This is a genomic window from Flavihumibacter sp., assembly GCF_036676075.1.
In the GTDB taxonomy this organism is placed as follows: domain Bacteria; phylum Bacteroidota; class Bacteroidia; order Chitinophagales; family Chitinophagaceae; genus Flavihumibacter.
In genome coordinates this window covers 1,309,145-1,321,146 of record NZ_JAKFDQ010000007.1, presented here as the reverse complement: position 1 = coordinate 1,321,146, position 12,002 = coordinate 1,309,145, and the positions used below count along the sequence as shown (strand labels likewise).

At 45.8% G+C, this 12,002-nt stretch carries 13 protein-coding genes; 5 read left to right on the top strand and 8 right to left on the bottom strand.

What is annotated here, in order from left to right; genetic code table 11:
* Window positions 1–2 precede the first annotated feature (2 nt).
* Both V6M43_RS08530 and V6M43_RS08525 read right to left on the bottom strand, forming a co-directional pair.
* Window positions 3–413 (bottom strand): OsmC family protein, encoded by a 411-nt coding sequence (locus V6M43_RS08530; protein ID WP_039130308.1) that lies wholly within the window; start codon window positions 411–413, stop codon window positions 3–5.
* Window positions 414–469: 56 nt separating this feature from the next.
* Window positions 470–1,591 (bottom strand): saccharopine dehydrogenase family protein, encoded by a 1,122-nt coding sequence (locus tag V6M43_RS08525; protein ID WP_332734289.1) that lies wholly within the window; start codon window positions 1,589–1,591, stop codon window positions 470–472.
* A gap of 45 nt (window positions 1,592–1,636) precedes the next feature.
* On the opposite strand from V6M43_RS08525, the gene pnuC reads away from it, so the two are divergent.
* The 3 genes from pnuC to V6M43_RS08510 all read left to right on the top strand — a co-directional run bounded on the left by pnuC (window position 1,637) and on the right by V6M43_RS08510 (window position 4,652).
* On the top strand, window positions 1,637–2,260 hold the full coding sequence (pnuC, locus tag V6M43_RS08520; protein ID WP_332734287.1) for a nicotinamide riboside transporter PnuC: 624 nt from the start codon (window positions 1,637–1,639) through the stop codon (window positions 2,258–2,260).
* 109 nt (window positions 2,261–2,369) lie between these two features.
* Window positions 2,370–2,939, top strand: coding sequence for an AAA family ATPase (locus tag V6M43_RS08515; protein WP_332734285.1), 570 nt, complete (start codon window positions 2,370–2,372; stop codon window positions 2,937–2,939).
* 36 nt (window positions 2,940–2,975) lie between these two features.
* The gene (locus V6M43_RS08510) at window positions 2,976–4,652 is read left to right on the top strand and encodes an ArnT family glycosyltransferase (protein ID WP_332734283.1); all 1,677 of its coding nucleotides are present in this window, start codon (window positions 2,976–2,978) and stop codon (window positions 4,650–4,652) included.
* On the opposite strand, the gene mtgA is transcribed toward V6M43_RS08510, so the two are convergent.
* Genes mtgA through V6M43_RS08495 form a run of 3 tightly spaced genes read right to left on the bottom strand, consistent with a single transcriptional unit; the run spans window position 4,653 to window position 6,674 of the window.
* The gene (gene mtgA / locus V6M43_RS08505) at window positions 4,653–5,351 is read right to left on the bottom strand and encodes a monofunctional biosynthetic peptidoglycan transglycosylase (protein WP_332734281.1); all 699 of its coding nucleotides are present in this window, start codon (window positions 5,349–5,351) and stop codon (window positions 4,653–4,655) included.
* A 59-nt stretch (window positions 5,352–5,410) separates the two neighbouring features.
* Window positions 5,411–6,010: a hypothetical protein gene (locus V6M43_RS08500; RefSeq protein WP_332734279.1), complete on the bottom strand. Its 600-nt coding sequence runs from the start codon at window positions 6,008–6,010 to the stop codon at window positions 5,411–5,413.
* A 22-nt stretch (window positions 6,011–6,032) separates the two neighbouring features.
* On the bottom strand, window positions 6,033–6,674 hold the full coding sequence (locus V6M43_RS08495; RefSeq protein ID WP_039130295.1) for a LysE family translocator: 642 nt from the start codon (window positions 6,672–6,674) through the stop codon (window positions 6,033–6,035).
* 89 nt (window positions 6,675–6,763) lie between these two features.
* On the opposite strand from V6M43_RS08495, the gene corA reads away from it, so the two are divergent.
* A complete protein-coding gene (gene corA / locus V6M43_RS08490) occupies window positions 6,764–7,894 on the top strand; it encodes a magnesium/cobalt transporter CorA (RefSeq protein WP_332734276.1) in 1,131 nt (376 codons plus the stop codon).
* Between the two features lie 15 nt (window positions 7,895–7,909).
* Here the strand turns inward: corA and V6M43_RS08485 are convergent, their stop codons facing one another.
* From V6M43_RS08485 to V6M43_RS08475, 3 genes are all read right to left on the bottom strand, one after another.
* Window positions 7,910–8,365 carry a GNAT family N-acetyltransferase gene (locus tag V6M43_RS08485; protein ID WP_332734274.1) on the bottom strand — a complete coding sequence of 152 codons (456 nt, stop codon included), beginning with the start codon at window positions 8,363–8,365 and terminating at the stop codon, window positions 7,910–7,912.
* Window positions 8,362–9,891, bottom strand: coding sequence for a GH3 family domain-containing protein (locus V6M43_RS08480; RefSeq protein WP_332734273.1), 1,530 nt, complete (start codon window positions 9,889–9,891; stop codon window positions 8,362–8,364). The genes V6M43_RS08485 and V6M43_RS08480 overlap by 4 nt, the downstream gene beginning before the upstream one ends.
* A gap of 69 nt (window positions 9,892–9,960) precedes the next feature.
* Entirely contained in the window at window positions 9,961–11,172 is a 1,212-nt protein-coding gene (locus V6M43_RS08475) for a glycosyltransferase family 2 protein (protein ID WP_332734271.1), read from the bottom strand.
* A 51-nt stretch (window positions 11,173–11,223) separates the two neighbouring features.
* On the opposite strand from V6M43_RS08475, the gene V6M43_RS08470 reads away from it, so the two are divergent.
* Window positions 11,224–12,000, top strand: a complete 777-nt coding sequence (locus tag V6M43_RS08470; RefSeq protein WP_332734269.1) for an inositol monophosphatase family protein — start codon at window positions 11,224–11,226, stop codon at window positions 11,998–12,000.
* Window positions 12,001–12,002 lie beyond the last annotated feature (2 nt).

Below are 12,002 nucleotides of genomic sequence, written 5' to 3'. Positions count from 1 at the left end.
TATTACAACAGTGTTGCTTCCGAACTGATAGCTGTATTCAACAGCTTGGAAATGGGACAGTTCTCTTCAGCATTCTTCACCGCCGCATCAAACTGCTCTTTGCTCATTCCAGGTACTTTACCCTGAACTGTCAGATGTGATTTTGTTACTGCGCCATTCTCAAAAGTGATCTCACATTTTGTTTCAAGCTTCTGCGGCGTAAATCCCGCTTCGCCAATTACAAAGCTGAGCTTCATGGTAAAACAGCCCGAGTGTGCTGCTGCTACCAACTCTTCCGGATTAGTGCCTATTCCACTTTCAAAACGTGAACTGAATGAATATTGTGTTTCACTCAAAACACCACTTTGCGTTGTGAGATGACCATCACCTTCTTTTCCTGTGCCGTTCCAAACGGCAGTTGCATTACGAATCATAGTATTGATTTAATTGATAAAAATTTTTCGGGCGGGGCATTAAAGATAATCCATCCTCACGACTTAGTCCACATCACACCCCGCTGCTTCAGGTAGTCAAGCACAAAATCAAAACAGGTCTCCTGCTTACCCACCAGCTCGGGCGGAAATACGCCCTTCTCAACAAATAATCCTCCGGCTACCAGCTCCACCGCCGCTGTACAGGTATATCCCGTGGTTCTGCTCATAGAAGAGGTTTTGGTAGCAGCATCATAACGGTCCAGCATATTATACTCAACCCTTTCCAGCTTACCGCCTTTCATTCCCTCAACAATCACCCGCATAATGGTGAACTCTTCTTCTTCCTCGCCAAGTTTCCACTCCCTGAAAAGGATCTTCGACGAAAAATCTATCGGTCGCAAACTCACACCGTTGATATCAATGGGCGATTCATCAAAGAATCCGCCCTGTTGCAGTGCAATAATAAGCTCTACATGGCCGGGATAGCGAAGCGTCTGTTCTTTCAGGTTGGGAATATGCGGCATCGTGAACAGCAGGCTTCTCAAACCATCTGTATTGAATGCTTCCAGTGTTCCTATCTCTCCGAAATCCATATAGCTCCTTTCCGACAGCGCCGGTCTCACCACTATATGGCCGTTCTCTTTTAACCTCGCAGGCCTTGTATACTCTTCAATAACATCAATTGGCGAAAAGGGTGCCTTGTACTCAAATGGCTTACGCCTGGTTTTTGGCAGTCCGCCCACATAACACTCAAACCGATCTATCTCTATCATTTCATTGTACCTGCCAATGATAAAATTACTCATGCCGGGTGCCACGCCACAATCGGTGATGGCTGTTACACCCCTTTTCTTTGCAAGAAGGTCGAGCTGCAAGGCATCCTCGGGGAAAAAGGAAATATCTACAACATTCTTACCACACTCTATCACCGCCTCCAGCGCCCGGTAGCCCATGAACCCCGGCACTGCCAGCACTACCAGTTCAAAAGGTGAAAGCCAATCGCTATAACCGCTAAATGCAGAGAGATCAGCAATAGCTGTTTTGATATCCTTGTTCCTTTCCTGCAACCGGTGCAGATTTACAGGAGAGAGGTCAAAAGAGGTCACATCGTGACGGGCAGAAAGGTCGAGGGCAATGGTCCTTCCAACCATCCCGGCCCCAAGTACAGCGATCTTCATGGAAACAATTTCCGGCAATCTAAATTTTCTGTTGCATTTTTAAGAATGATCCTTTCCATTTGGCAACAATTTATTGACGGACTCCAGCAAACAGGCTGGCTCGAATTCATCGCAGTGATCGCCGGCATCGCCAGTGTTTGGTTCAGCAGGAAGGAAAACATCCTTGTTTACCCGGTTGGCCTCATCAACACCATCATCTATATATATCTGAGCATCAAAGGCCAGCTTTATGGGGAAGCCAGCGTGAATCTCTATTACACAATCATGAGCTTCTATGGCTGGGTCCTCTGGGCCAAAAGAAATGAACAGAAGGAACATGTTTTACATATAACCTTCTCTTCAAAAAAAGAACTGCTTCAACAAGGCCTCTTCTTCGCAGTTTTCTATGCCGGCATATTCCTGGCACTGAGCTGGCTCAAGAAAGCATTTGCACCTGAAGCCATTCCATGGGCCGATGCACTTGCCAGCGCAAGCGCCTATACAGGCATGTGGCTTATGGCACGCAAAAAAGTGGAGAGCTGGCATTGGTGGATCGTTACCAATATCGCCTCTATCCCACTTTACTTTGTCAAAGGATATGTTTTCACCAGCTTCCAGTTTTTGGTATTGCTGATTCTCGCAGTAGCGGGATTGATCTCATGGCGAAAGAAAGCACAACAGGTGGCATGATCATTTATGATCAATCATCATCCGTTTAAAATTGAATTTCTATGACAATAGTTCTTAGAGATTTTCTCAATTTTACCCAACACGTCTATCTCATGTTCATTTTTCCGAAATGATTAAAAAAATCGTGATCATAGGGCCGGAGTCAACCGGTAAAAGCTCACTCTGCAAAGCCCTTGCGGACCATTTTGCGGAAAGCTACCTTACGGACTGGTGCCCTGAATATGCCCGTGAATATCTGATGGAGAATGGCATGGACTATTCCTATGATGATTTGCTCACCATCGCCAAAGGCCAGCTGGCACTGGAAGACGAGCATACCCGGGCGTTACAGACTGCATTGGATGATTCTGGTGATACCAGCAAAGAGGCGATTCTTTTTGTTGATACAGACATGATGGTGATGAAGGTTTGGTCCGAATTTGTTTTTGGGAAATGTCACTCCTTTATCCTCGACCAGATCGCGGAACGTCAGTATGATGGTTATCTGCTCGCGAATACTGACCTGCCCTGGACCCGCGATGCACTTCGTGAATACCCTAGTGAGGAAACGCGTCAGAAGCTTTTTTACATGTACCTCGATATGATGGTGAACCAAAACACTCCCTGGGATATAGTTGGCGGAATCAACCACGATCGTATCGCCAATGGTATTGCTGCAGTGAATCGCATTCTTATTTGAGTTTGCACCCTACTTTTGCTGCACATCATCTTCAACATGCTACAAGATATACGGCATTCCATCAGGCAGCATCCAAAAACATGGTTCTATACTTCATGGATCCTGCTCAACCTGCTTCAATCCTATGGCACCGAACTGCTGGATGATGAGGCCTATTACTGGGTTTTCTCCCGTTATCCTGATTGGGGATATTTTGATCACCCTCCCATGATCGCCATCCTTATCAGGGCCGGTTATGCGCTTTTCCCTAACGAGCTGGGGGTTCGTTTATTCATGGCACTCATGAATACCGCCACCCTTTTCCTCATACAACAAATGCTGCTGAAGAACCAGCAGAAACTTTTCTATACCATCGCCTTCTCAATGGGCGTGCTCCAAATTGGCGGAATACTCGCCGTTCCGGATATACCCCTCACTTTTTTCACGGCGCTGTTCTTCTGGCAGTACCGGCGCTTTCTATCAGTGGCATCACTTATCAATGCACTGCTTCTTGGATTGATCATGGCGCTGATGCTTTATAGCAAATACCATGGCGTCCTTATTATATTCTTTACTTTCCTGAGTAACCCAAAACTCTTTCTGCAGTGGAAGGCCTGGGTGGCTGCCGCGGTTGGGGCACTGCTTTTCTCCCCTCACCTGTGGTGGCAATACCTGCATGATTTCCCCTCGGTGATGTACCACCTCAAAGAAAGAAATGCACCCGAATACAGGTTCGCCTTCAGCCTCGATTATCTGACCGGACAAGTTCTTCTTGCTGGGCCCCTTATCGGATGGCTTCTGCTTTATGCAGCCGGGCAATTTCGTTCTAAAGACCTGTTCGCAAGGGCACTACAATTCAGTCTCTGGGGTATCTATGGATTTTTTCTGCTCAGTACTTTAAAAGGCCGCGTGGAAGCTAACTGGACCGTTCCGGCACTTGTTCCACTCCTCATCATCTCCCATGCCTGGCTTACTGATTCGGCTAAACATGCACGTTGGGTTTATAAACTTATGCCTCCGGCTCTTGCCCTGGTTATATTGGTAAGGCTCTATATGATTACAGATATAGAACCACTTACGACTGTATTCAAAGATGAGATGCATGGTAATCCTTCCTGGGCCACCACCATAAAAGAAAAATCAGGTGAACTCCCCGTGGTATTTCTGAACAGCTACCAGCGACCCAGCAAATACTGGTTCTACACAGGCGATACCAGCTTCGGATTAAATACAACGCGCTACAGGCGTAACAATTATAATTTCTGGCCTATCGAAAAAGAATGGCAGGGAAAAACTGTCTATACTGTGGACCGGCTGCTGGAAAGACTTCCTGATGCTACTCCTATTGAAACAAGAAAGGGTCTCACTTACGGAAAAGCCATCCCCTCCTTTCAAAGCAATTCCTGGTTACGCTTCCAGGCTATTTCAGATGATCTAAGTATAACAGATGGCAAACTCACCCCATTCAATTTTTCTATATTCCCCACCAGTAGTGCCGATTCACTGCTTACCGGAACAAGGCCTCTGGAAGTTGTGCTTGACATATTTGGAAAGGATAGTATGATTGCCCGTCTCCCGCTCCGGTTCACCCATAAGGAAGGAAAATGGTCAGGCAATAGCAATGATTCCGTTTCACTTGCACCGGGTTTTTATCGCGCCAAGATCGGCGTTGGCACCGTGCTGCCGCTATTGTATAGCCAGAACAGCGCTTCGGTTAAGCTCAAAGTTGAATGATCAGTCTATTACTGATTTAATGCCGGGGTCAGTAGACAAATTGCTCATATTGCGCATGATTGCCAATCCGCGCGCAGTAACATAAGGAGTAGCGGGCTTCACACAAAATTTCTTGGGATTAGGAAGACAGGCTGCTATCCTCGAAGCCTCTGAGCGATTTAATGATTCCGCTGATTTCTTATAATAGGATTGCGCTGCTGCTTCAATGCCAAACACACCGGGACCCATCTCGATCACATTGAGATACACTTCCAGGATTCTTCGCTTGCCCCATATTTTTTCTATCATGAAAGTAAAATAGGTTTCCATTGCCTTCCTTATCCAGCTTCTTCCCTGCCAGAGAAAAACATTCTTGGCAGTCTGCTGGCTGATGGTGCTGCCGCCGCGGATCTTGTTGGGACGGCGTTCATTATGGTCGAGGGCCTTTTCGATCTGCTTCCAGTCGAACCCCGCGTGCACCGGGAACTTCTGATCTTCAGAAGCGATCACTGCCAGCTTTGCATGTCTCGATATTTCATTGTAATCAACATAATCACGCTTCAATCCATACCCGCCAAACCAGTTGCCGATCTGGGTGATCGTCAGTGGCGGGTCGATCCATTTGAGCACGATGATATAGAAGAATTGCCAGATGAAGAGGAAGAGCAATAATCTTTTTATAAATCGCCAGCTGCGTGGTATTAAGCCTTTTGTTTTCACGTAGGATCCTGATGTTTAGAAGTGCGCAAGATAAAAAAACCAGCAGTAAATGAAAGCGCCTATTTGTCGGTCATTTTTACATACACGATCTTATACTGTTTGCCCTTTCTCTGTTTGCTTTTATAAAGCCGGTTAAGTATGAACCCTCCGGCAAAAACACCTACTGCGGTTCCGAGTGAACGCAGGTTGGCAGGGTCATCAATAGGTTCATCCAGATAGGCTCCATTAATTATATTCAACAAAGCATAACCTCCTGCCCCGATCATAAAGATGCTGCCATTACGAACATAGCGGAAGCTTTCTTTCTTCATGGGAAATATGCTGAAGATCTCCTGGTAATGTAATTTATGGATATAATAACCCGCAGTATCAACACGGGTTGTTCCCAATGAGGTCATATAGGTTTGCACCTGCCACTGCCTTACAAATACAGAATCATTTCTCACGCTCTCAATGAAGCCGCTGATACGCTGTCCGTTCACATGTTGAAAATCTATCTTGCTTCCCTTGAAATATGATCCCACATGACGGCCATTGGGTCTTTTCAGTGATATAAAATCTTCCATCTTTCCCAGGCTTCCCTCCTTAACCGGTTCCTGTGAAAACAACACGAGGGTGCAGCTCATCATCACCCATGCAATCAATAATTTTCTGTTCATTGTTTTGTTTTAACCGATCTGTTTATCCTACTTTGTCAGAAAGAAAAGCTACGCCCCAGAGAAGTGCTACACCAAAGCCAACCAGTATCAGTCCCGATATTTTATTCACCAGCGAAAGATTGTGCAGGGTGAGCTTTTTGCGAAGCTTTCCCGCCATCAGTACTTTAAATATATCAGCCACTATATTAACACCCATGCAGGTAAAAAATATCACCAGCCTTTGCGCCCAGGTATGCGTCACCGCAAAAGCAGTGGCATTGATCAGCCAGAACAATATCACACTGGGGTTGAGGGTATTGATCAGGAACCCCGAGGTAAATATCCTGGCAATATCGCGCTTGCGGAATCGTTGTTCTATGCCCGCTGCCTCCGTGGCCAACTTCACACGCTTGAGAAAAACATAAAATAATCCCATCCCTATCAGGAAGAAGCTACCGATATAACCTATCATCTGTTTATACTCGAGCAGCGCCTTTACCCACTCAGAAAATGCATTGCTGATAAATACCAGTAATATATCACTCACCCATACGCCCGCAACAAAACTGATGCCCCCCTCTTTCCCATTATTAAGGCTTTGTTTTATAATGGTAAAAATGACGGGGCCCACAGACAAGGCAAGTATACAGCCCAGTGCAAGTCCTTTGATAAATGCTTCTGTCATATCCCTTCGTAGCCGTAAAAATAAACCATACCAACCAACCACCGAACTTTATGCTGATACAGCAACAGCATAATTTGTAAATTCATCCCATGATCAGGGAAACTATAGAAGAAGTTATTACCAAACCAACTAAACGGTATCTGCGAAGGCTCGGCCTCAATACCTTATTTGGAACCACCCGAACCAAAGAGATCCTGCATGTTAATCCCACCATCATCCCCCACCGCGAAGAAGCCCGCGAAGTAAGGGCCTATGTGTATGATTTTGACGCCACGCATTTTGAAGAACACGAGTTCAATGCTGTTGAACCCTGTTATCGTTTTCGTCACAGTAATAGAATCAGTTGGATCAATGTTGACGGGCTTCGCAAAGCAGACGTTGAATCGGTTTGTCTCCATTATGAAATTCACCCGCTTCTCATTGAAGATATTCTAAGCATCAACCAGCGTCCCAAAATGGATGAGGTGGAAGGTGTTCTGTTCTGCCTTTTGAATATGCTTTATTTTAATGATAAGGCTGGCACAGTGGAACAGGAGCAGATCAGTATTGTACTGGGAAAGGATTTTGTTATCTCTTTCCAGGAAGATGCCTCACGCGATGTATTCAATCCGCTTCGTGAAAAATTAAAACTTGCCAGCTCAAAAATCCGCCAGCGTTCTGCCGATTACCTCTGTTACAGTATGCTCGACCTGATCGTGGATAATTATTTCTCGGTGATGGAAAAACTGGGCGACCGCATTGAAGAGCTCGAAGAGCAGGTGATCCATAATAGCAATAGCAGATCATTGGCAAGGATCAGTTCACTCCGCAAGGAACTGATTGTTCTCAGGCGTAATATCATTCCGGTACGCGATCTCGTAAGTGGTATCATCCGCAGTGAAAGCGATCTGCTTGATGATCGTACTACTAAATACTTCAAAGATGTTTACGATCATATCATGCAGGCCCAGGACCTTGTTGATAACTATCGTGATATCATGGTCACCATGCAGGACCTTCACATTAACAATGTAAACCTGCGCATGAATGAAGTGATGAAAGTAATGGCGATTGTAACCTGTGTGCTGGCGCCAGCCACTGTTATCGGGGGAATTTTCGGAATGAACTTCGACAAGATACCATACCTCCATAACGACTATGGATTCTATATCGCGGTATTGCTCATGCTGCTTATTCCTGTTTACATGCTATGGCTGTTCCGGAAAAGGGGATGGTTCTAAAATAGATTATTTAGATTATTGCGGTTTCTGAGGCAGGTCAAACCGATAAAAAAAATCAGACTCCCTAACCCATCCATTATTTTCATACAGCGCCTGGGCTTCACTGTTCCAGTCACTTGTTTGCAGCATCAGCCATTTTGATTCTGTATTGATACCAACATTCTTTGCTGCCTCCAGCAGTTTTGTAGCAACACCCTTTCCCCGCTGTGATTCAATCACGAACAGATCGTTCAGCAACCATGCCTTACTCATGGATACAGAAGAAAATATAGGATAGAGCTGTGTGAACCCTATCTGCTCGCCCTCTTCCATCGCAACCAGAATTACGGACTCGCCATTTTCAGTACGCGATTGTAAAAAATCAATTGCACCCTCCAGGTTTGCTTCCTGTTTATACCACTGACGGTATTTATCAAACAGGTGCGCAACTGTTGGAATATCATCAATTGTTGCCTGGCGTATAGTGATCATGATATGGTGGTTTTGGAGAGAAAAGCTTTCCAGTCCTGCAGCATATTTCCTTTCAGCACCCGTGGAAATTTATGCTGACCGCCTATCTTTCCCTTTGACTCTAAAAAATCCATGAAGGTCTGCTCGGGCAGCACATCGAGGTATACTTCTTTTAATGCACTGGCGCGCTCCACTGCATAATCATCATTGAGTTCTTTGAGGTGCTGGTCGATCTTATTACGCAATAATGCTGCATCAACATGGTCATCAGAAGCAACATACCAGTGATGGGCGAAAAAACTTCCATGGGGAACGCCTGCCACTGTGAACTCAGGGATAGAAACATTAAGCTCCTCAGTTGCGAGTTGCAATGCCTTACTCATATTGTCAACACTTAGATGTTCGCCAACAAGGCTGAGGAAATGTTTTGTTCTTCCTGTTATCACGATCTCACATCTTTCAACATCCACAAAGCGAACAGTATCACCAATCAGGTAACGCCATGCTCCGGCCGAAGTGCTGAGTAATATCGCATAATCACGACCCTCTTCCACTTCATGGATCATATAAGTTGTTGGATTCTCTACCAGGTTTCCATCAGAATCAAAATTCTTGTCATCAAAAGGAACGAATTCAAAAAAAATATGATCATTGATGGAAAGTTTCATACCCTTTGCATTCTGCCTTTCCTGGTAAGCAATGAATCCTTCAGAAGCCAGATAGGTCTCAATATAAGTGAGTGGCTTTGCAAGCAATTTCTCAAATCCCTTCTTATAGGGTTCAAAAGAAACACCACCATGTACAAAAAAAGAAAGATTGGGCCATATATCATGGATTGTGGCCAGCTTATAACGCTCAACGATCTTCTCCATGCACATCTGGATCCATGCCGGTACACCCACAACAAAACTTATGTCCCAGTTAGGTGCCTGTTCCACGATCTCTTCTATCTTATCATTCCAGTCGCTCATCTTGGCGATCTTCTTTCCCGGCTTATAAAACGGGGTGAACCAGAAGGGCACTTTCTTGGCGGTGATACCACTGAGGTCGCCCGCATAATAACCCTTACCCTGCTGTAGCTCGGTGCTACCTCCCAGCATCAGCCAGCCCTTCCTTAAATTGGCAAAAGGGATATCATCATAATGACGAAGAGAAAATAACTGCTTGATCATAACCATACGGTTACCGCTCAGGAGGTCTTCTGTAACCGGAATATATTTACTCGCACTTTCCGAAGTGCCTGAAGAAAGCGCATAGTATTTGATCTTACCTGGCCAGCAAACATCGCGCTTACCTTCCAGGGTCTTGTTCCACCATTGCTTGTAAATGGCGTTATAATCATGTGTGGGAACGAGCTGCTGGAATCTTTTCCCGATATGCTTACTCATGAGGATCTCGTCAAACCGGTAGTGCTGACCGAATTCGGTTAATTTGGCCTTCTTCAACAATTTCTTCAGCACCTTCAACTGCTGGCGCCTTGGTGAACTGGCCGGAAGATGAAGTGCCTTCGCAATCGTTTTAGGCAGGGTAATCTCAATCAGCGTCATTACTCGTTTTTCGCTCTTTTTGGGTGAATGACAAAAGTACTTAAACCGATGCCAATATTCTCAAATTGGTTATACGGCCGGTTCCATTTTTAATCCAATGGCATGGCCGCTGCTGTTCCTGTCATCACTTCCCACCATACTGCCAGTGCCCAAACAATGAAACCGAACAGGCATCCCTCCTGATAAGCGACGGAGATAATCTAACGCTGCCGACATTGGAAAGCGCATACCCACGCATAGCACCAATCCATAGGCGCCTTGTTGCTGAAGCCCATCCACGGAAGGCCGCTGATCACCGGGAACAGGCAATGCTGCTTTCACAGTACCCTCAGGTAAGCCATCCAACACTTCTTTAATACTGTCCGCATCTCCCACCAGCGTCCACTGCATAGCTTCCTCTCTGATCTTTCTTCCCGCCCCTTTTTTCCAAAGCCCCTTATGAATTCCGGCGCGGGCCATCAGCATCCGCATATTTATCGCCTGCTGCAACATCAGTTGCCATAAGCGTGAATGCCTGCCATAATGCTTCTCAACAAATAGTTGCATCGCACGATAAAAATGCCGGATATAAGAAGGGTCCTTACTACTGCTTTCTCCCTTGAAATGAATAATGCCCGGGTTGGGAAGGTAATAATTTATATATCCACCTTTCAGGATGCGGTAGCTCCAGTCAATGTCTTCTCCATACATGAAGAAGCGCTCATCAAGCGGACCGACCTTTTCAAATACCTCGCGCCGCAACATCATATAAGCCCCGGCAAGCACTTCCACCTCCTGTACTGTTTCAGGAGAAAGATGCCCCTGGTAATAACCCGAAAAAATACTGCTCTGCGGGAAGATAGTTGATAGTCCGCTTAGCCTGAAAAAAGCATTCATGCTGGTGGGAAATCCCCGCTTTGACTCAGGAAGAAAATGACCCCTGCCATCAAACATCCGCATACCGATACACCCCGCATCGGGGTGACTCTCAAAAAAAGCAATACTCGTTCTGAAGGCCTTCTCTGTAACCAGCGTGTCCGGATTCAGGAGCAGCAGGTATTGTCCACGCGCTATCTGCAAGGCCTGGTTATTGGCTTTCGCAAAGCCCTGGTTATTGGCATTACTAATGAAATGGACGTGGGGAAATTTTGCAGGCAGGTATTCCATACTACCATCGGTAGAGGCATTGTCAACCACAATCACTTCCATCTCCACCGCCTCACCTGCAGCTTCTACCGTAGCGAGGCACTGCTCCAGGAAAAAGCAGACATTATAATTAACAATGATGACGGAAAGCTGCATATACGAAATTATTGGAAATTTTATTTCGCCTGAGCTACTTAGCTTTGCCCGATGTTACAGGAAACTCTTATTAAAGCCACCAGGGCTGGCGCGGCTGTTCTGGAAAAATTCTTCAGCAATAAAGATCTTATTATTTCCAATAAAGAGGGCATCAATAACCTCGTAACGGAAGCCGACCATGCTGCCGAAAAAACAATCATTGAAACTATCCGCGAAGCCTTCCCCGATCATTATCTCCTCACAGAAGAGAGTGGTGAACTGCCCAGCGGTTCCAACTATAAATGGATCATCGATCCTATTGACGGTACTGTGAATTTTGCCCATGGCATTCCCATTTGCTGTGTAAGTATAGGGCTGGAAAAAGATGGACAGATGATCATGGGTGCAGTATACAACCCACTGTTCAATGAGTTTTACCTCGCCGAACGCGGTAAAGGCGCCACCCTAAATGGGAAACCTATTCATGTTAGCAGCATGGATGAAGTGATTAAAAGCTGCCTCGTCACCGGCTTTCCTTATACCTATCTCGATTTGCCTAATGGCCCGCTCCAGTGCTTTGAGCGATTCATACGCAAGGGTGTGCCGGTACGCCGACTGGGCTCTGCAGCCATTGACCTCTGCTGGGTGGCAGCCGGAAGATTTGATGGATTCTATGAACATAAACTGCAGGCCTGGGATAGCGCCGCAGGATTCCTGATGGTGGAAGAAGCTGGTGGTAAAGTGACCGATTTTACGGGCAAACACTATTCTCCATATCAGCCTCATCTCCTGGCTACCAATGGAAAGATCCACGACGAAATGCTCGACTGGATAAACGACCGCCTCTAAAA

What these genes read in the sequence shown, in the direction of transcription:
- V6M43_RS08530 (WP_039130308.1), bottom strand. Translation starts at nt 413, where the DNA reads ATGATTCGTAATGCAACTGCCGTTTGGAACGGCACAGGAAAAGAAGGT.
- V6M43_RS08525 (WP_332734289.1), bottom strand. Translation starts at nt 1,591, where the DNA reads ATGAAGATCGCTGTACTTGGGGCCGGGATGGTTGGAAGGACCATTGCC.
- pnuC (WP_332734287.1), top strand. Translation starts at nt 1,637, where the DNA reads ATGATCCTTTCCATTTGGCAACAATTTATTGACGGACTCCAGCAAACA.
- V6M43_RS08515 (WP_332734285.1), top strand. Translation starts at nt 2,370, where the DNA reads ATGATTAAAAAAATCGTGATCATAGGGCCGGAGTCAACCGGTAAAAGC.
- V6M43_RS08510 (WP_332734283.1), top strand. Translation starts at nt 2,976, where the DNA reads ATGCTACAAGATATACGGCATTCCATCAGGCAGCATCCAAAAACATGG.
- V6M43_RS08500 (WP_332734279.1), bottom strand. Translation starts at nt 6,010, where the DNA reads ATGAACAGAAAATTATTGATTGCATGGGTGATGATGAGCTGCACCCTC.
- V6M43_RS08495 (WP_039130295.1), bottom strand. Translation starts at nt 6,674, where the DNA reads ATGACAGAAGCATTTATCAAAGGACTTGCACTGGGCTGTATACTTGCC.
- corA (WP_332734276.1), top strand. Translation starts at nt 6,764, where the DNA reads ATGATCAGGGAAACTATAGAAGAAGTTATTACCAAACCAACTAAACGG.
- V6M43_RS08485 (WP_332734274.1), bottom strand. Translation starts at nt 8,365, where the DNA reads ATGATCACTATACGCCAGGCAACAATTGATGATATTCCAACAGTTGCG.
- V6M43_RS08480 (WP_332734273.1), bottom strand. Translation starts at nt 9,891, where the DNA reads ATGACGCTGATTGAGATTACCCTGCCTAAAACGATTGCGAAGGCACTT.
- V6M43_RS08475 (WP_332734271.1), bottom strand. Translation starts at nt 11,172, where the DNA reads ATGCAGCTTTCCGTCATCATTGTTAATTATAATGTCTGCTTTTTCCTG.
- V6M43_RS08470 (WP_332734269.1), top strand. Translation starts at nt 11,224, where the DNA reads ATGTTACAGGAAACTCTTATTAAAGCCACCAGGGCTGGCGCGGCTGTT.